We start from the raw sequence: 18,495 nt of genomic DNA on the forward strand, positions 1-18,495 counted from the left end.
GGCCAAATAACTGATTAAAATCGGCTAACCGTCGGATACTAACACGGAAAGGAGGGTTTTATATGGATCAGGAAATGCATGAGCCAAAAGACAATAAGTTTATCCCGATGACTTCCATCACAAGCGGTTCAGGCCGAGAAGTCATCAATGATGTGTATTACTATACGGACCAGATTGCCAATGTGATGTTTGTCGGGTATCCGAAACAAGGGGAGTGGGTGCTGATTGACGCCGGCCTTCCCGGAGCGGCAGATGAAATCCGCTCGGAGGCAGCGGAGCGTTTTGGTGAGAACAGCAGACCGTCTGCCATTATTTTGACGCACGGCCACTTTGATCATGTCGGCGGATTGGTGGAGCTTGTCAAGGCGTGGGATGTGCCGGTTTACTCGCACGAGTTGGAGATACCATATCTGACTGGTGAAAAAAGCTATCCGGAACCGGACATGAGTGTTGAAGGTGGCGTATTGGCCAAAATATCCGGTATGTATCCGAATGAGCCGGTTGATTTAGGTGATGCGGTCAAACCGTTACCGGAAGACCATACTGTTCCCGGAATGGCGGATTGGGAATGGATTCATACGCCCGGGCACTCACCAGGGCATGTATCGTTTTACCGTGAAAAAGACTCGCTGCTTCTTTCGGGTGACGCGTTTATTACGGTTCGGCAGGATTCTTTCTATAATGTCATGATGCAAAATGACGAAGTGAACGGACCGCCACGTTATTTGACAACAGATTGGGATGCCGCAAAAAAATCTGTTGAAAAATTGGAAGCATTAAAGCCCGGTCTCGTTGTACCAGGTCATGGAACGGCGATGGAAGGCGAAGAACTGACAGAAGGTTTGCGTCATCTTGTTCAAACGTTTGATCAAACAGCGGTGCCTGATTATGGCCGCTTTGTCGATGGGGAACACGAACATTAGGTTGTTGACTCACATAGGAACCGGCTTGGATGCCGGTTCCTTCTGTTTACCGGATTTTTTGAACACCCCCTTTTTTTAAGCACAACATTTACGATTGACGTTTTACATGTGCTAAAATAACAATCAGAAATGAGGTGTTTAGAATGAAGATAGACGTATGGTCAGACTTTGTGTGCCCGTTTTGTTATATAGGTAAACGCCGATTGGAAGCGGCAATCGAACAATTTGCGCATTGTGATGCGATTGAAGTAGGTTATAAAAGCTATGAACTGAATCCGGATGCTGACGTGAACCCCGGCCAGAACATCCATGAATACCTGGCCGATCAAAAAGGTATGTCGTTCGAGCAGGCGAAAAGCATGAATGAAAGTCTTGGTGAGCAGGCAGCCGAAGTCGGATTGACATACAATTTCGATACCATGCAGCATACGAACACATTTGATGCTCACCGCACAGCTAAATATGCTCATGAAAAAGGCAAAGGAAACGAAATGACCGAGCGCCTGTTAAAAGCTTATTTCACAGATGCTGAACTGATTAGTGATCATACAACGCTTATCAGGCTTGCCGGCGACGTTGGCCTTGATGAGGATGAGGTCACGGCCCTATTGAAAGTTGATGATTATGCGATCCATGTCCGGGCTGATGAGGAGCAGGCAAGACAACTTGGTGTTCAGGGTGTTCCATTCTATGTATTTAATGACAAATATGCTGTATCCGGAGCCCAGCCGCAGGAAGTCTTTGCTGAAGTACTTGAGAAAGTATGGGAAGAAGAAAAGGAACAACCGGTATTGCAATCATTAAATCCTAAAAAGTCCAAAACAACATACTGCACGGATGAAGGCTGCGAAATCGTGGATGATGACTAAGCAGTCGGCTGAAAGCCTTTGAAAAGTTCTTTACTTTTCAAAGGCTTTTTGCGTTTTCGGGATCGGCCAGCTGTCGCACCGAATTCTACTAATCTGATCCCGGCCCTTTAACACGATGTATCAGTACCTTTCCAACATGTCGGGTGTTCACGTAACTGTCGTAAATTTTGAATAAATAATGTTGCAGTTATCACAAAATCTGGTATAATTACTCGTAGCATCTAATTGATAATGATTTTCATTCTTATTTATAGTTTGTAAAAGGTAATAATCATTCTAATTGCATTCGAGGGTTTTTTATGAAGATTTGGCATCTGGTACTGGCAACGATTGTGTTATCCTTTACGTCCATTTTTATAGGTGTATCAGATGTGGCACCATGGGAGATTTTCAGTTTGTCGGAAGAACAGCTGGAAATTTTAATGATCAGTCGTTTGCCGAGATTGGCAAGCATCCTGATTGCCGGGATGAGCATGAGTATTTGTGGCCTGATCATGCAGCAGCTGAGCAAGAACAAATTCGTATCACCGACAACCTCGGGTACGTTGGATTCCGCCAGATTGGGCATATTGGTATCGTTGATGGTATTTACCTCGGCCAGTCCGCTGCAAAAGATGCTTATTTCATTTTTGTTTGCACTGCTGGGGACGTTCATCTTTATGAAAATTCTCGAGAAGATAAAGTTCAAGGATGCTATTTTTATCCCGTTAGTTGGCCTGATGTTTGGTAATATCATCAGCTCCATCGCGACATTCCTGGCTTACCGAAATGATTTGATCCAGAACATGGCATCGTGGATGCAGGGCGATTTCTCGATGATCATGAGCGGCAATTATGAGCTGATGTATGTCAGTCTCCCGATTTTGGTCGTTGCTTATGTGTTTGCTGACCGATTCACGATCGCAGGGCTAGGCGAGGATTTTGCCAAAAACCTCGGATTGAATTACCAGCAAGTTGTTAACATCGGACTGATTATTGTTGCACTGGTAACAGCATCCGTTGTGTTGTCGGTCGGGGTTATTCCGTTCCTTGGGCTGATTATTCCCAATATCGTAACCATTTATCAGGGTGATCATTTAAGAAAGAGTCTGTTACATACGGCGCTGCTGGGGGCCATTTTCGTCTTGGCGTGTGATGTCATTGGCAGGGTGATCATTTATCCGTATGAAATTCCGATCAGCTTGACAGTTGGTGTCATCGGAAGCGGTCTGTTTATTTATCTGTTGCTGAGGAGAAAGAAATATGGGTTATAAGAAAAAGACGATCACCCTCGCAATTATCGCAGCAGCCGTCACCCTGTTTTATATCTTGTATGATCTGACCGGCAATATCGGCTATATTTTACCGAGACGTCTTATAGAAGTCCTTGCCATTCTGTTGACCGGGTCAGCCATCGCATTTGCAACCACTGTCTTTATGACGATTACGAATAACCGGATTTTAACGCCGAATATTTTGGGGCTTGACTCGCTCTACCTATTGCTGCAAACGTTTATCATTTTTGTATTTGGTTCGCGGTCGCTCGTGATGATGAGCAGCAGCATTAATTATTTTGTATCCATTGGAGCAATGGTGTTATTTTCACTGGCACTGTACCGGTTTTTATTTAAAGGCGACGATAACAATATCTATTTTCTTCTTTTAGTTGGCATGATTCTAGGAACCTTTTTCGGCAGCTTCACTGATTTCATGCAGGTGCTTATCGACCCGAATGAGTTCATGATGGCGCAGGATCAGATGTTTGCCAGCATTAACAATGTCAATCAGGACCTTGTTTATTTATCGCTCGGGTTAATGGTGCTTGTCACGCTTTATTTTGCCCGTTTTTATAAGTATCTTGATGTACTCGCGTTGGGTAAAGATCACGCCATCAATTTAGGGGTTCCTTACGACTATGTCGTGAAACGGCTTTTAATTATTGTGGCCGTCCTGATTTCGATTGCAACAGCACTGGTCGGGCCGATTACATTTCTCGGCTTACTGGTTGTCAATGTTACTTACGAGTTTCTCAAAACATATCGTCACGTTTATTTGATTATCGGCTCCGTGCTGATCAGTATCATTGCCCTGTTAGGCGGACAATTTATTGTCGCGGAAGTCTTTGCATTTCAGACAACGATCAGTGTGATTATCAACTTTGTCGGTGGTATTTACTTTATTTATCTTTTATTAAAGGAGAATCAGTCATGGTAGATTTGAAACGTGTTTTTAAAACGTATAATCAGAAGAATGTCATTAACGATGTCTCTGTCTCGGTGGAAAAAGGGACGATTACGTCATTCATTGGGCCGAATGGGGCCGGGAAAAGCACGCTCATTTCCATGGTAAGCAGGCTGATTGCCAAAGATGAAGGTGATATCTCGATTGATGGGAAAGATATCACCAAACAAAAGAACAGTGAACTGGCTAAAAAAATCTCCATATTGAAACAGTCGAACAATGTGAATCTCCGCCTGAGCATTCGTGAGCTGGTGTCGTTTGGTCGCTTTCCATATTCCCAGGGAAGGCTGAACTCAGAAGACTGGGCCAAGGTTGACGAGGCGATTGATTATATGGAACTGCGTGACATTCAGGATCAATACTTAGATAAGTTGAGTGGCGGCCAGCGTCAGCGCGCCCATATTGCCATGGTTATCGCCCAGGACACGGAATATATTCTGCTTGATGAGCCGTTGAATAACCTGGATATGCGGCATTCTGTACAAATTATGAAAACACTGAGAAGGCTTGTTGATGAACTGGGAAAAACGATACTGATTGTCATTCACGATATCAATTTTGCCTCGTGTTATTCGGATCAGATTGTCGCCCTTAAAGACGGTGAAATCGTCAAACAGGGGCGAACCTGTGATGTCATCGATAACTGTGTTTTGAAAGAGATTTATGATATGGACATTGACGTTAAACATGTTAATAATCAAAGAATTTGCGTTTACTTTGCTTAAATGGGAGGATGAAATACATGAAAAAATACGTGTTGATAGCGATTCTAGGTATTTTAATGGTGATAACAGCAGCATGCGGTGCTTCAACTGATTCCGGGGAGGATGAAACGACTGGTTCCTCCGACGAACAAGAAACGCTAACGGTTACACATGAACTCGGGGAAACGGATGTACCAAAAAATCCGGAAAAAGTCGTCGTCTTTGACTTTGGGATACTAGATACACTTGATAAACTGGATATTGATGTCACAGGGGTCCCTAAAGATGCCATTCCGGATTATCTGGATAAATACGAAAGTGACAACTATGCAAACGCCGGCAGTTTAAAAGAGCCGGATTTTGATAAAATAGCCCAAATTGATCCGGATCTGATTATTATTTCAGCACGGCAGGCATCGTTATACGATCAATTGGCGGATATTGCCCCAACGGTTCATCTTGGCGTTGAGACAACCCGTTATATGGAATCATTTAAAGAAAACATGCAAACTGTCGGAAATATCTTTGCTAAAGAGGATGAAATTGATCAGGAATTGCAGCGTATCGACCAATCGATCGATGATTTGAACGAAAAAGCGTCTTCCATTGACACCAACGCCTTAATCATTCTCGCTAATGATGATAAGATCAGCGCATATGGCCCGAGCTCAAGGTTTGGCTTGATCCATGACGTGTTTGGTGTGCCGGCAGTTGATGAAGGCATTGAAGCTTCTACACACGGTATGAACGTTACCTTTGAATATGTCGTTGAACAGGACCCGGAAATGCTTTACGTCATTGACCGCGGTGCCGTTGTCGGCAGTGAATCATCCGCACAACAAGTTGTCGAAAATGAATTAGTTGAGAAAACAAAAGCCTACCAGAATGATAATATTGAGTACCTGAACCCGGATTATTGGTATCTTTCCGGCGGGGGATTGGCCTCTGTACAGGAAATGGTAAGTGAAATCTCAAAAAGTCTGGATTAGTGAGAGAAAGGGGGTTGGTGATGGTGCCAACCCTCCTGTTTTTAAAAGATAAGAAAGTATATAAAATTTTGAAATCGGCTACCTCGCCGATTTCCTCCAATCCGACTTCTGACCTCTGGCATCTGAAAAGACGCGTCAGCGTTTTTTCTTACGGCAAAAGTTAGTGAAAATCCGGAAAAAATGTAAATGAAATGTTAATAACGGGCACCAGAACTGCTGTCATGGGATGTGACCGGAAATAGCTTGTATATAATAAAACTTGCAGTACCCCCATAAGATATGATTGAATGAAGGAACAATGAAATAACAATAAATAGGAAATGAGGGAAACAAGTCTATGAAGAAGTTTATAATAATTGTGATGGCATTGAGTTTGGCTGTTCTGCTCGCAGCATGTGGCGGCGATGACGGCGACTCTGGCGATAATGAGGAAAACGGTTCGGAGGAAAGTCAGGAAGAACAGGCTTCCGGGGAACCGGAAATGCCTGAACCCAATCTGGAAGGTGTGCCTGATGTTGTAGCAGAGGTCAATGGTGAAGAAATCACAAAAGAAGAATTTGAAAGTACTTACCAGGGGCAATTTCAGCAAATGGCCATGCAATCGCAGATGAGCGGGCAGGAACTTGACCAGGATCAGTTGAAAAAACAGACAGCAGAAAGCATGGTTGGTTCCGAACTTCTCACGCAGGAAGCCAATAATCGTGATTATGAGGCTTCAGAACAAGACATCGATGATACGTTGAATGAATTGGCTCAACAAAACCAGCTTGAATCATCAGATGAATTTATATCTGCTCTCGAAGAACAGGGCATGAAAGAGGAAGAAGTCATGTCCCAAATTCAAACGCAGGTAAAAGTGGACAAACTGATTGCTGAAGAGTCTGGGGACACTGAACCGACGGATGAGGAACTGCAGGAAACGTACGATCAGTGGAAAGCGCAGCAAGAACAAATGAGTGAAGATGGTGAAGAGGGCGATATCCCATCGTTTGATGACATGAAGTCAGATCTAAAAACCCAGGTCAAGCGCCAAAAAGAAGCAGAGGCAACGCAAACCATTGTTGAACAACTTCGTGAAGATGCTGATGTAACGATTAATATATAAAAACGCAAAAAAACCAGGTTCTCCTTTTGAACCTGGTTTTTTTTATACGATAAGAAATGATACCATCCTGAGTGATGTTGTCAAACGATTGATGCGCCGATTTCCCCTTGGGTCTCTGGAAAGACGAGGCCGTCAGCCACGTTTCCCTCCATGGTCTAATCCCGAACAGCCAGATCTGCTGAAGATAGGATGTGATCCACTGCATCTAAAAAATGTGCCATCTGCTCATCTGACCCGATGGTAATCCGTAAATAGCCATCGATTTCCGGCTTATTAAAATGACGCACCAGAAATTTCTGTTGTTTCAGGTTGTGATAAAGGAATTCGGCTGGCGCCTTATAGTGTGAAGCGAAAATGAAATTGGCCCGGGATGGGAGCACATGAAAGCCGCGCTTTTTCATTTCCGGGATGAGCCACTCCCTTGTACTGATAATCTTTTCGGTTGTTGTCCGAAAATACGTGTTATCCTGAATGGCGGCTGTCGCACCGGCAATGGCCAAACGGTCAACCGTGTAGGAATTGAACGAATCTTTGATCCGGATGAGCGCTTTGATCAACCCCGGATCACCAATCGCAAAACCGACCCGCAAGCCAGCCAGCGACCGGGATTTGGACATTGTCTGGACGATCAGCAGATTCGGATAGTGCTGAACCAGGGATGCAGCTGAAGCGGGGGCAAAATCGATATAAGCTTCATCAATGATGACCACCTGATCTGGATTGTTTACAACGATATCTTCAATCGTATTCACATCCAAATATAACCCTGTCGGCGCATTGGGGTTGGCGATGATCACGCCGCCTTCCGCTCCGAAAAACGTCTCTGCCGGTATCGAGAAGTCCCGATTTAACGGCACTTGTTCATAAGGGATACGAAACAATTTGCTGTAAACCGGATAAAAACTATACGTCACCGCTGGGAAACGTATGGCTGCATCCTGGTTGAAAAAGGCCATAAATGAAAACGCGAGCACTTCATCTGATCCATTACCGACGAACACATAATCCTGATCGAGATTATAATTACGGCCGATTGAATCGCGAAGTGTCTCAACACCGGGTGACGGGTACAGGTGCAGTTTCCGTGTCAATTCAGATTGAATGGCCTCGATCACACGGGGTGAGGGCCCGTATGGATTTTCATTGGTGTTTAGTTTGACGATGTCCGGATCATTCAGCTGTTCGCCCGGTACGTAAGGCTCTGTACGTCTGACTGTGTCACTCCAAAATTTAGTCAGCGTCAACACGTCCTTTCGCTGTGTGCCGTTTAGTCAATTCCTGTTTAATATCCGCTATAGAGACGCCCATCAACGTCATCAGGACTAGGGTATGATAGGTGAGGTCGGCAATTTCCCAGACCATCTCATCATGGGCGTTATTTTTCGCCCCGATGATCACTTCACTAGTTTCTTCACCAATCTTTTTAAGGATTTTATCAATGCCTTCATTGAATAAATAAGTGGTATAGGATCCTTCCTGTGCTTCGTTACGCCGTTGTTGAATGAGGGCAGCCAGTTCTTGCAGTGTCATTTGCTCATCTGCGTCACGATCCTGCAGTGTTTGATTAAAACATGATCTGGTCCCGGTATGGCAAGCTGGTCCGAGTGGCTCAACCCTGATCAGCAATGAATCCGTATCACAGTCGCAGCGGATATCTTTGACAAGCTGCCGGTTGCCGGATGTTTCCCCTTTATGCCAAAGTTGCTGCCGCTTTCGGCTAAAAAACCATGTTTCACCGGTTTCAATTGTCTTGTTCAGCGATGCTCGATTCATATATGCAAGGGTCAGCACGTCGCCAGTCTCGAAGTCCTGAATGATTGCCGGTATCAGACCTTGTTCATCAAAGGTGAGATCGTTTAGTTGTGCATGATTCATATGATTAATTACCTCCTGACAGTCGTACCATTTTGGCCGAGGTAGTCTTTCAATTCAGGTATTTGTATCGTATTATAATGAAAAACTGAAGCTGCCAATGCGGCATCAGCGCCAGCTTTTGTCAGCACGTCGGCAATGTGCTCGTTCGTTCCGGCACCGCCGCTTGCTACGACAGGGACAGTGACAGCTTCAGCGATGGCTTTTGTCAGTGTTAGATCATAGCCGTTCTTATCCCCGTCAGCATCGATGGCATTGACGACGATTTCGCCAGCGCCGAGCTGTTCACCCTGTTTGGCCCAGTCGATAGCATCGAGACCAGTGTCTTCCTGGCCACCGTTCTTAAAAATGGACCATTGCTGCGGCCCGGTCTGTTTGGCATCAAGGGACAGAACGACACACTGAGTGCCGAACGCCTGAGCCGCTTCCCGTATCAGATCCGGGTTTTTGACGGCAGCACTGTTGATCGATACTTTGTCCGCGCCGGCTTCGATTATCTCTTGAATATCATGGATACTGCGGATACCACCGCCGACCGTAAAGGGAATAGAGACTTCGGCTGCCACCTGTTCGACAACCTCACGAAATATCGGCCGGTTTTCAGTCGTGGCGGTAATGTCATAAAAAACAAGCTCACCCGCTCCGGCTTCATTGTAGCGTCGAGCAAGTTTTACCGGATCGCCGACATCTTGAACATTCTGGAATTGCTGCCCTTTGACAACCCGCCCTTTGTCAACATCGATACACGGAATAATGCGTTTTGCTTTCATTCATTCGTCCCCCTGTAGTGATTTGAAAGATAATGTACCATCATATAAGGCTTTGCCGATAATGGCACCATATAGATCCATACGTTCCAATTGACGGATATCTGCTTTGGAAGAGACACCTCCAGATGCGATAACGTTAAGCGATGTCAGCTGGTTGATGGTATCGAGCTCCTGAAAATTGGGCCCCTTCAGCATGCCGTCTTTCAGTATGTCGGTATAAATGATGGTCGTAACGCCAATGGCCTCAAGTTCCTTGACAAGATCTGCCGCTTTTACATCACTCGTTTCCGTCCAGCCATCACTGGCGACATAGCCGTTTCGTGCGTCAATCGACACGGCGATTTGGCTGCCGAATAGCCGTACCGCCTCTTTTAAAAATGTTTTGTCTTTGATGGCGGCGGTACCGATGATGACACGGTCAACACCTGCTGACAGGTATGAACGGATCGTGTCCACCGAACGGATCCCGCCGCCGACCTGGACAGGAATAGTGGTAGTCCCGGCAATGCCGCGAATGGTTTCGATATTGCCGGACGTCCCATCTTTGGCAGCATCAAGGTCAACCATATGCAAATAGTCAGCACCATCATTTTCCCATTGTCGTGCTACATCTGCAGGGGAGTTGCTGTATATTTTCTCCTGTTTATAGTCACCTTGAACAAGACGGACACAGTTACCGTTTCTGATATCGATGGCTGGAAAAAGCATCATGATTGCATCGCCCCCATTATTGGTCGTAAGTTTTCATCTGACAGTTGTTTGAACACGTGCTTAAAGCGATCCTTTCGTGGAGGGAACCCCATCCACTTTTTCATTCAACGCGGCAGCTTGGCCGATGGCTCGCCCGACTCCTTTAAAAATCGATTCAATTATGTGGTGACTGTTCGAGCCATAAGCTAGGTTAATGTGCAGCGTGACACCGGCGTGATTGACAAAACCCCGGAAAAACTCCTCGGCAAGCTCTGTATCAAATGTCCCGACTTTATCTTTCAGCCCATCGACATGATAGACGAGATACGGGCGTCCACTAATGTCGATAGAAACAGACGAGAGCGCCTCGTCCATTGGGGTTGTTACCGCAGCATAACGAGTGATCCCGGCTTTGTCACCAAGTGCTTCCTTAAAGGCCTGGCCGAGTACAATGCCCGTATCCTCGACGGTATGGTGCTGGTCAACATCCAGATCGCCGTCACAGTTCAACGTCATATTTAACATGCCGTGTTTCGTCATCAAGGTCAGCATATGATCCAAAAACCCAACACCTGTTTCAACTTGTGATGTCCCATTACCGTCCAGAGCGATATGTGCCGTAATGGCTGTTTCAGCTGTCCTGCGATTGACGGTCGCTTGACGCATGATCATCATCCTTTCTAATTTTTATCGATTGGCCATGTGCGGTAAGTCCTTCAGCTTCAGCGAGGCGTATAATATCTTCGGACACCTGGTTCAAGGCTTCTTTCGGATAGTGGATAACACTTGATCTTTTGACAAAATCATAGACCCCGAGTGGCGAGGAAAAGACTGCGGTTCCACTGGTCGGCAATGTATGATTCGGGCCGGCGGCATAATCGCCAAGCGGTTCGGGTGAATAATCGCCGAGAAAAATCGCGCCTGCGTTGGTGATGTTCGCCAGGTTTACAAATGGCTCCTGGATCATCAGCTGCAAGTGTTCTGGTGCGATCGCATTAGCAGTCGCGAACGCTTCGGAAAGTGTTTCAGCCAGGATGATGCGGCCGTTTTGTTTGAGTGATTGTTGAATGATCGCTTGTCGCTCCAATTGTTCCGTCTGCTGCGTTATTTCGTCCCTTACCGTGTCGGCCATTTGCTGACTGGTCGTAACGAGCAGCGGGCGGGCCGCCTCATCGTGTTCCGCCTGGGACAATAGATCGGCCGCCACAAAACGGGGATTTGCTGTAGCGTCGGCAATGATGCAAATTTCACTTGGCCCGGCTATCATATCAATATCAACATCTCCGAATACCCATTTCTTGGCACGGGCCACGTAGGCATTACCGGGGCCGACGATTTTAAACACGTTTTGGATTGTCTCAGTGCCATAAGCAAGCGCAGCAATCGCCTGGGCACCGCCTGCTTTATAAACGGTATCGACACCGGCTTCTCTGGCAGCAGCAAGGACATATGGGCTTACCTTTCCATCGCGATCGGGCGGGGTGGTGATGGCTATCTCGTTTACCCCGGCTAATTGGGCTGGGATCACATTCATCAGGACCGATGACGGGTAAGAGGCCTTCCCGCCCGGAATGTAGACCCCAACCCGTTCAATCGGTGTTACTTTTTGGCCGAGCGTTATGCCCCCAGGCTGATTGATGAACCAGGACTGTTCCTTTTGCTCCTTATGAAACGCCTCAATGTTTTCCCGTGCTGTTTTCAGGGCTGTTTTAAACGCTTGATTGACCGCGCTTTCTGCTTGCAAAAATTCTTCCTCGGAAACGGTGATCCGGTCAAGCTTGACACCGTCGAATTTTTCCGTCATTCGCTTTAGAGCCTTATCGCCTTCCTGTCTCACCTCAGAAATAATGGCCATGACGGATTCATCCAGGTGACTATCATCAGTTTGACTTGATTTATTCTGTTTTTCCTGCAAATAGTGCTCGGCTGATAACACCTTCATCTCTGTCACTCCAAACCAGTTTGTAACGTATGAATCAATGTGTGCACACTTTCGGACCTGGTTGTGAAACTTGCTTTATTCACAATCAGTCTGGTGCTGATTGGCTCCAATTCTTCAAGGACATTCAGACCGTTTTCCCGTAAGGTCGTGCCGGTTTCCACGATATCGACAATCATATCCGCCAGCCCGATGATTGGCGCTAGTTCAACCGATCCATTTAACGTGATGACCTTGACAGGCACGCCTTTTTGTTGAAAATGGTTGCGGGCAACGGTCGGGTACTTGGAAGCAACGGTCAGTATATGGTTTTTCTGTGGGTGGTCACCGTTAAAACCGGCCACAGCGAATTGGCATTTTCCGAGTTTGAGATCAAGTATTTCATATATATCGGCCTGCGCCTCCATAATGTTATCCTTACCGACAATACCAAGGTCTGCTGCGCCATTTTCCACATAAGTCGGGACATCGACGGCTTTCACGAAAATCAGTTTGATCGATCCGGACGTATCATAGAATACCAACTTTCGGGAATCATAGCTGAAATTGGGAAAAGGAACACCGGCCTTCTCCAATAGCTTAATAGAATCGTCAGCTGTCCGTCCTTTTGCCAGTGCGAGTGTGATTGGCTTCATTTGGTCTCCCTCATTTCCTGCAAGAGGCTAAGTAGTTCATCCGTCCCCTGAAACGCCACTTGGTTTTGCTCATGGCAAAGAGTGGTACGGTCGGCTTCATAGTAAACAGTGAAGGCTGCGGGAACATCATGATCGATTGGGCGGCGTTCTGAATGCTGTGTCATCACACAGAAACCTTTATTCCGGAGTGTGCTGGCAGCTTTCAAGGCATCTGTCATTCTGTCCGGCTCGTAGGACATGATCAATTCGGCCGGATGATGCATAGCCGGCTCTTGCCCGGCTGCTTTCAGGGCTTCAAATAGAAAATCAATAATACAACCAAAACCAATCGCTGGTGTTTTCTGACCGAATTGTTCCGCCAAGTCATTGTAGCGACCGCCCATTAAGACAGGCTTGCTCGAGCTGGTCACATAACCCTGGAAAATAATACCAGAGTAATAAGTCATATGATTGATCAATCCAAGGTCAAAAACAACCGAATCTGCCACACCATAAGCGTTCAGCACTGCGTAAACCTGTTTCAGTTCGTCAATGGTTTGTTGCATGCTGTCATTCAGGGCGATCGCAGCAGCGTGGTCCATTACTGTTTGCGGATTGCCATATAACAGTGGAATTGCTTTAACCGCTTCTACGGTTTCAGCTTCAGCAGGCAAACGGTCCAGAAAAGGCCCAATTTCCGCCAGATTTTTTGATTGGATCAGTCTCTGCAGCTTTACCGACTCCTCCGCTGATAGTGGCAATTCATCGATCAATTCTTTAAAAAAACCAGCATGGCTGATCTCGACTTTAAATTGGTCAAAACTGAGGTCATTTAATAGATGAACAGCCATGGCAATCAATTCCGCGTCATTTTCAGGGCTGTTTTCACCAAAGCACTCGACCCCGGCCTGGGTAAACTCCTGATGCTGACTTCCGGAACTGGGCTGCCGGAAAACATTTTCCACATAAAACAGTCTGTGGTGACGTTCCTTTTCCGATGCCATCTTCCGTGTAATCGGGATCGTGACGTCAGGCCGCAACACCAGGACGTCACCCGAAGGATCAATCGTTTTGATCATGTCCCGTTTACGGACAGTTCCGGTCATGGAGGCATACAGCTCATAGTCCTGAAACGTACCAGTCCGCGTTTGCTGGTAACCATAGGTATGGAAACGATGTTTGATCGTGTCAATCAGACTGGTTTGCAGCTGAAAATCGGTCAGGCTTAAGTTATCACCGGTCCCGGATAAGAACGGTTGCATGGTCAAAACTCCAATCATTACTTTATTACTTTATCGCTTTATCTAATTAAAGTTAATTTGTATTTTAAAGTGTCATTTCTGAAAAGTCAACCAAAAAGTGGGGCATTAAAGCAGAAAAAATAATCGGCGGAAATTTCGGGTTGAATTGTCATATAAAATTCTTTAATCCATAAAGCATAATAAACGGCTAAATGCTATAATAAATAATGATACAGTATTTCAATATAGCTGGTGTTTAAGATGAAACAAGTTAAACAACTGTTTTTAATGATAGCCGGGTCGATTTCGCTGGGACTTGGCATATTGGGGATCATTCTGCCGCTTCTGCCGACAACACCTTTATTATTGCTGGCGGCTGCCTGTTATGTCAGAAGTTCGGAAAAGTTGTATCATTGGTTGATAACGAATAAATATTTTGGTTCCTATATCCGGAATTACCGGGATGGAAAGGGCATACCATTAAAAGCGAAAGTAACGGGTGTGATTGTTTTATGGCTGGCCATGGGTTATTCCATTGTTTTTATCATCCCGCTGCCGGCTGTCCAAATACTGCTCGCCGCTATCGGCAGCTATTTCACGTGGTTTATTCTGAAACAAAAAACATTGCAAAAAGAACAATAGTCAGTGGGGTCAGGTTATGCAGGCGAAACATATTTTCAGTATGGTCCTGTTATTTATAGTCGTAATGGGTATCATTCATTGGTTTTATGCGCCGGATAAGACAAAATCGGAAAAGACGATAAACAACCCAACCGTATTTGTTCATGGTTACAAAGGGACATACAACTCGTTTGGAAATATGCTGAACCGATTTGAACAGTCGTATGGATGGGGGCAGACGGCTCTGATTTATGAAGTGTCACCAACGGGAAAATTGAATGTCCATCAGCTTAACAATGGGCGTTTTACGGAGACAATGTTTATTCAAGTTATTTTCGAAAATAATCGGGCCGATTTTCAAGAAACGTCGGCATGGCTGGCCGGGGCCCTTGCCCATTTGAAAGAAACATACCAGATACCGACGATCAATCTGGTTGGTCATTCGATGGGCGGACTTGTTGCGACAAATTACATTGAACATTACCAGGATGATGTTACATATCCTAGGGTCCATAAATTGATAGCCATAGGCAGTCCGTTTGATGGTATATACAGTGACACCTATTTTCAAATCCATCACGATCCGGCGGCAGAGAATCTCAAGCCCGCCTCGCTTGCACTTAAGACGCTCCGTTTGAATAAAGATGCTATACCAGCACAAATGGAGGTTTTAAGTATCGGCAGTACGGGCGATCCGGTTGCCGAACCGGAAAGTGTCGCTATGATCCGGCATATCGCCCGCGAAGAACAATTGACTTATAAAATGATAGAAGACCCTTCACTGGGGCATAGTGCATTGCATGAAGATGCACGGGTTGATAAAATGGTTTATTCCTTTCTCCAAAAGGATAAGGTGACCGAAAGAACAGCAAAGGATTGATGTTTGTGGTAAATGATCACCATACGTACAAACAACTGACAGCTATAACATCACCGGGTAATGTGCTGGTTGATGAAGCTTTATATAACCATACGTATACACGGCTGGGCGGTAAAGCCGATTTTTATGTGACACCGGAAACATATGAACAAGTACAGGCAATTGTGAAACTTTCCATGAAAGAAAAGATCCCGTTCACCCTGTTGGGGAATGGTTCCAACCTGATTGTGAAGGATGGTGGGATCCGTGGTATTGTATTGAATCCGGGACGTTTGGCGGACATTCGCCGAGAAGGCATGCGGATAGTGGCCCAAAGTGGTGCCCGGATTATTGACACGTCACAATTTGCTCTGTCCCATTCCCTGACAGGTCTCGAATTTTCCTGTGGTATTCCGGGATCAGTTGGCGGTGCGCTATTTATGAATGCTGGGGCGTATGGCGGTGAGGTTAAAGATGTGCTAGAAAGTGCGATTGTCGTCGATAGGAATGGTGACTTGCTCACACTATCCGCTGATGACCTTGACTTGGAATACCGCTCAAGCAACATACCGGACAAAGGCTATATTGTTTTGGAAGCCACGTTTCGCATGAAGGAAGGTCAGTATGAGGCGATTAAGGCTGTCATGGATGATTTAACCTATAAGCGGGAGTCCAAACAGCCGCTTGAATATCCGTCGTGCGGCAGTGTATTCAAACGTCCTCCGGGGTACTTTGCCGGGAAGCTGATACAGGACAGTGATCTGCAGGGCGAACAGATCGGCGGGGCACAGGTGTCTTTAAAGCATGCTGGTTTTATCATTAATCTGGAACGTGCATCCGCAACGGAATACATCCGTCTGATTCATTTTGTCCAGGATACTGTGAAAGAAAAATTCGGCGTTACCCTTGAACGCGAAGTAAAAATTATCGGAGAAGACCCGGGGTGACAAGAATTTTGACATAAAAGTGTGTGTTCAAAAACAACCTCTAAAAAAGCTGACCCGCCGATTAAGCGGGTCAGCTTTTTATGTCTAGGATCTAAAACGATGTAGAAAGCTTTGCAGCCGATCATTTGTGGGGTTCTCCAATACTTCTGCCGGCGGGCCTTGTTCTGCGATCACACCGTTATCCAGAAACAGGACACGATCCGCAATATCACGGGCAAATTCCATTTCGTGTGTCACCAGCACCATAGCCATTTCGCCTTCTTTAGCGATGTCACGAATAACTTCCAATACTTCGCCGACCAGCTCAGGGTCAAGTGCTGAGGTCACTTCATCGAACAACATGATTTTTGGACGCATCACCAGTGCACGGGCCATGGCTACACGCTGTTTCTGGCCGCCGGAAAGCTGGCTTGGATAATTATCCAGCTTGTCGCCGAGTCCGACTTTTTCCAGCATTTCTATGGACCGCTGGCTGGCCTCTTTTTTATCGATTTTTTGCACATGGATCGGTGCTGACATACAGTTCTCCAGAATAGTCATATGCGGGAAAAGGTTAAAGTGCTGAAAAACCATTCCGATATCGCCGCGAACCTGTCTTAAATGCTTTTCATTGGCAGGCACAAGTTCGCCGTTTTTTTCCATATGCCATAAATTACTACCGTCAACAATGATATCGCCGGATGTCGGTTCTTCCAGTGTCATAAGCATGCGGATAATGGTTGTTTTCCCGGATCCGCTTGGCCCAATGACAGCCACTCTCTCAGCTGGTTTTATATCCAGGTTTATGCCTGTCAATACTTCTGTATCACCAAACGATTTATGCACATCTTTATAACTAACAATCGCCTCAGTCATTATGATACAGCTCCTTCCTTTTCGTTGGCTGGTTTACTACCGGTCGGTGCTTTTTTATCAAAACGGCGGTTCATTTTACGTTCCAGTTTATTGATCAAAATGGCGGACGGATAGCTGAGCACAAGGAATAGAATGGCGACAATCGTTAATGGCTCCAGATATCTGAAGTTTGCTGCTCCATAAGAGTTGGCCAGATTCAATATTCCGGCGACACCAATGGTCGATGCCAGGGGAATTTCTTTGAACATAATAATTAAATAATTCCCAAGCATTGGTATGGTGGGTGGAATAGCTTGCGGCAATATGATTTTGCTCCATTTATGCCCGGTTGAAAAATTGAGTGCCCGGGCTGCTTCCCATTGGCCTTTGTCAACAGCTTCGATTCCAGAACGGTAGACCTCACCGATATACGTACTGAAATGAACACCTAAGCCCACAATGGCACTTGTGAACGGGTCCATGGCAAACCCGACAACCGGTACCATCGGCCATGCATAGAAAATGAAAAACAGCTGTACCAGTGGTGGTGTTGAGCGGATAAATTCCATGATCCACCNCGGTTAGACCTAATGTAATGTGAAGACCTTCCAGTATGATTGGAAAGGCTTCAGAAAATGTATCCCATTGCCAATTTCCATTATTCATTAGCTAGCCACTCCTTTCTTTGATGCTGCTTCCATTTTTCTGGTCAGCCAGATGAGTGGCAGCGCCATAACGAAATAGAATACAAGTACTAAGAAATAGACAGTTGGAGCCTGGGACAAGTCATTGCCGCGCAGGATATCACCGTAATATAAAATATCGCCCATACCAATTAATGAGACAAGTGATGTTGCTTTGAGCATCTGGATAAGATAGTTGCCGAATTCCGGCAGCATCATGCGGACAGCCTGCGGAAAAATAACCAGGCGCATACGCTGAAATCGCGACATATTAAGGGCTGTTGCAGCTTCTGTTTGCCCTTTTGCTACAGAGAGAATCGATCCGCGTACAATTTCTGACATATAGGCCCCATAGTTTAAAGCAATCGCAAGGACACCTGCCATGTAGTCACTTCCCAATTCAATTCCAAATAATATCGGCAGGGCATAGAAAAGCCAGAATAATTGTACAATCAATGAAGTGCCGCGAAATACTTCGACATAGAAGATGGTTACATACTTTATAATCGGGTTTTTGGACAGGCGGCAAAAGCCGGCAATAAACGCCATTAAATAGCCGAGGATGATGGACCCGATCAGTACTTCGATGGTAATACGCAATCCTTGCATCAATGT

Annotated in this window: 20 protein-coding genes and 1 pseudogene; 10 read left to right on the forward strand and 11 right to left on the reverse strand. The window is 45.7% G+C overall.

All coding sequences use genetic code 11. The features are described from left to right. The first annotated feature begins 62 nt into the window (after nucleotides 1-62). From ACFQ4A_RS05740 to ACFQ4A_RS05770, 7 genes are all read left to right on the forward strand, one after another. Nucleotides 63-923 (forward strand): MBL fold metallo-hydrolase, encoded by an 861-nt coding sequence (locus tag ACFQ4A_RS05740; protein WP_382398500.1) that lies wholly within the window; start codon nucleotides 63-65, stop codon nucleotides 921-923. A 143-nt stretch (nucleotides 924-1,066) separates the two neighbouring features. Then, a complete protein-coding gene (locus tag ACFQ4A_RS05745) occupies nucleotides 1,067-1,792 on the forward strand; it encodes a DsbA family oxidoreductase (protein ID WP_382398502.1) in 726 nt (241 codons plus the stop codon). A gap of 299 nt (nucleotides 1,793-2,091) precedes the next feature. After that, complete coding sequence (locus tag ACFQ4A_RS05750; RefSeq protein ID WP_382398504.1) at nucleotides 2,092-3,045, forward strand: ABC transporter permease; 954 nt, start codon at nucleotides 2,092-2,094, stop codon at nucleotides 3,043-3,045. Continuing rightward, entirely contained in the window at nucleotides 3,035-3,985 is a 951-nt protein-coding gene (locus ACFQ4A_RS05755) for an iron chelate uptake ABC transporter family permease subunit (RefSeq protein WP_382398506.1), read from the forward strand. Before ACFQ4A_RS05750 ends, ACFQ4A_RS05755 begins: the two co-directional genes overlap by 11 nt. Beyond that, nucleotides 3,979-4,737 carry an iron ABC transporter ATP-binding protein gene (locus tag ACFQ4A_RS05760; RefSeq protein ID WP_382398508.1) on the forward strand — a complete coding sequence of 253 codons (759 nt, stop codon included), beginning with the start codon at nucleotides 3,979-3,981 and terminating at the stop codon, nucleotides 4,735-4,737. The genes ACFQ4A_RS05755 and ACFQ4A_RS05760 overlap by 7 nt, the downstream gene beginning before the upstream one ends. Before the next feature lie 17 nt (nucleotides 4,738-4,754). Further along, nucleotides 4,755-5,705 (forward strand): siderophore ABC transporter substrate-binding protein, encoded by a 951-nt coding sequence (locus ACFQ4A_RS05765; RefSeq protein WP_382398510.1) that lies wholly within the window; start codon nucleotides 4,755-4,757, stop codon nucleotides 5,703-5,705. 337 nt (nucleotides 5,706-6,042) lie between these two features. Next, entirely contained in the window at nucleotides 6,043-6,810 is a 768-nt protein-coding gene (locus ACFQ4A_RS05770; protein ID WP_382398512.1) for a SurA N-terminal domain-containing protein, read from the forward strand. A 155-nt stretch (nucleotides 6,811-6,965) separates the two neighbouring features. On the opposite strand, the gene hisC is transcribed toward ACFQ4A_RS05770, so the two are convergent. From hisC to hisZ, 8 genes are read right to left on the reverse strand one after another with little or no spacing between them, the layout of a single operon-like run. Then, complete coding sequence (gene hisC, locus ACFQ4A_RS05775; RefSeq protein ID WP_382398558.1) at nucleotides 6,966-8,048, reverse strand: histidinol-phosphate transaminase; 1,083 nt, start codon at nucleotides 8,046-8,048, stop codon at nucleotides 6,966-6,968. Beyond that, nucleotides 8,041-8,685, reverse strand: a complete 645-nt coding sequence (gene hisIE / locus ACFQ4A_RS05780; RefSeq protein WP_382398514.1) for a bifunctional phosphoribosyl-AMP cyclohydrolase/phosphoribosyl-ATP diphosphatase HisIE — start codon at nucleotides 8,683-8,685, stop codon at nucleotides 8,041-8,043. The genes hisC and hisIE overlap by 8 nt, the downstream gene beginning before the upstream one ends. 8 nt (nucleotides 8,686-8,693) lie before the next feature. Then, nucleotides 8,694-9,452: an imidazole glycerol phosphate synthase subunit HisF gene (gene hisF / locus ACFQ4A_RS05785; protein WP_382398516.1), complete on the reverse strand. Its 759-nt coding sequence runs from the start codon at nucleotides 9,450-9,452 to the stop codon at nucleotides 8,694-8,696. Then, nucleotides 9,453-10,163: a 1-(5-phosphoribosyl)-5-[(5-phosphoribosylamino)methylideneamino]imidazole-4-carboxamide isomerase gene (gene hisA, locus ACFQ4A_RS05790; protein WP_382398518.1), complete on the reverse strand. Its 711-nt coding sequence runs from the start codon at nucleotides 10,161-10,163 to the stop codon at nucleotides 9,453-9,455. A 60-nt stretch (nucleotides 10,164-10,223) separates the two neighbouring features. Further along, on the reverse strand, nucleotides 10,224-10,808 hold the full coding sequence (hisB, locus tag ACFQ4A_RS05795) for an imidazoleglycerol-phosphate dehydratase HisB (RefSeq protein WP_382398520.1): 585 nt from the start codon (nucleotides 10,806-10,808) through the stop codon (nucleotides 10,224-10,226). Continuing rightward, complete coding sequence (hisD, locus tag ACFQ4A_RS05800) at nucleotides 10,774-12,084, reverse strand: histidinol dehydrogenase (protein WP_382398522.1); 1,311 nt, start codon at nucleotides 12,082-12,084, stop codon at nucleotides 10,774-10,776. The genes hisB and hisD overlap by 35 nt, the downstream gene beginning before the upstream one ends. A gap of 5 nt (nucleotides 12,085-12,089) precedes the next feature. Then, nucleotides 12,090-12,716, reverse strand: a complete 627-nt coding sequence (gene hisG / locus ACFQ4A_RS05805) for an ATP phosphoribosyltransferase (protein WP_382398524.1) — start codon at nucleotides 12,714-12,716, stop codon at nucleotides 12,090-12,092. After that, nucleotides 12,713-13,957: an ATP phosphoribosyltransferase regulatory subunit gene (gene hisZ, locus ACFQ4A_RS05810; protein ID WP_382398526.1), complete on the reverse strand. Its 1,245-nt coding sequence runs from the start codon at nucleotides 13,955-13,957 to the stop codon at nucleotides 12,713-12,715. The genes hisG and hisZ overlap by 4 nt, the downstream gene beginning before the upstream one ends. A gap of 240 nt (nucleotides 13,958-14,197) precedes the next feature. Here hisZ and ACFQ4A_RS05815 point away from each other — a divergent pair, with 240 nt between their 5' ends. Genes ACFQ4A_RS05815 through murB form a run of 3 tightly spaced genes read left to right on the forward strand, consistent with a single transcriptional unit; the run spans nucleotide 14,198 to nucleotide 16,363 of the window. Then, nucleotides 14,198-14,578 carry a YbaN family protein gene (locus ACFQ4A_RS05815; protein WP_382398528.1) on the forward strand — a complete coding sequence of 127 codons (381 nt, stop codon included), beginning with the start codon at nucleotides 14,198-14,200 and terminating at the stop codon, nucleotides 14,576-14,578. A gap of 16 nt (nucleotides 14,579-14,594) precedes the next feature. After that, entirely contained in the window at nucleotides 14,595-15,437 is an 843-nt protein-coding gene (locus tag ACFQ4A_RS05820; protein ID WP_382398530.1) for an alpha/beta fold hydrolase, read from the forward strand. A 5-nt stretch (nucleotides 15,438-15,442) separates the two neighbouring features. After that, on the forward strand, nucleotides 15,443-16,363 hold the full coding sequence (gene murB, locus ACFQ4A_RS05825; RefSeq protein WP_382398532.1) for a UDP-N-acetylmuramate dehydrogenase: 921 nt from the start codon (nucleotides 15,443-15,445) through the stop codon (nucleotides 16,361-16,363). Between the two features lie 84 nt (nucleotides 16,364-16,447). Here the strand turns inward: murB and ehuA are convergent, their stop codons facing one another. The 3 genes and pseudogenes from ehuA to ehuC all read right to left on the reverse strand — a co-directional run bounded on the left by ehuA (nucleotide 16,448) and on the right by ehuC (nucleotide 18,489). After that, nucleotides 16,448-17,218 carry an ectoine/hydroxyectoine ABC transporter ATP-binding protein EhuA gene (gene ehuA / locus ACFQ4A_RS05830; RefSeq protein ID WP_382398534.1) on the reverse strand — a complete coding sequence of 257 codons (771 nt, stop codon included), beginning with the start codon at nucleotides 17,216-17,218 and terminating at the stop codon, nucleotides 16,448-16,450. Beyond that, nucleotides 17,218-17,863 (reverse strand): annotated as a pseudogene (locus ACFQ4A_RS05835) (amino acid ABC transporter permease). Before ACFQ4A_RS05835 ends, ehuA begins: the two are co-directional and overlap by 1 nt. Further along, nucleotides 17,863-18,489, reverse strand: coding sequence for an ectoine/hydroxyectoine ABC transporter permease subunit EhuC (gene ehuC / locus ACFQ4A_RS05840; RefSeq protein ID WP_382398560.1), 627 nt, complete (start codon nucleotides 18,487-18,489; stop codon nucleotides 17,863-17,865). The pseudogene ACFQ4A_RS05835 and the gene ehuC overlap by 1 nt, the downstream one beginning before the upstream one ends. Between the last annotated feature and the right edge of the window lie 6 nt (nucleotides 18,490-18,495).

It is taken from the genome of Lentibacillus salinarum (assembly GCF_042679865.1).
Lineage (GTDB): Bacteria > Bacillota > Bacilli > Bacillales > Amphibacillaceae > Lentibacillus > Lentibacillus salinarum.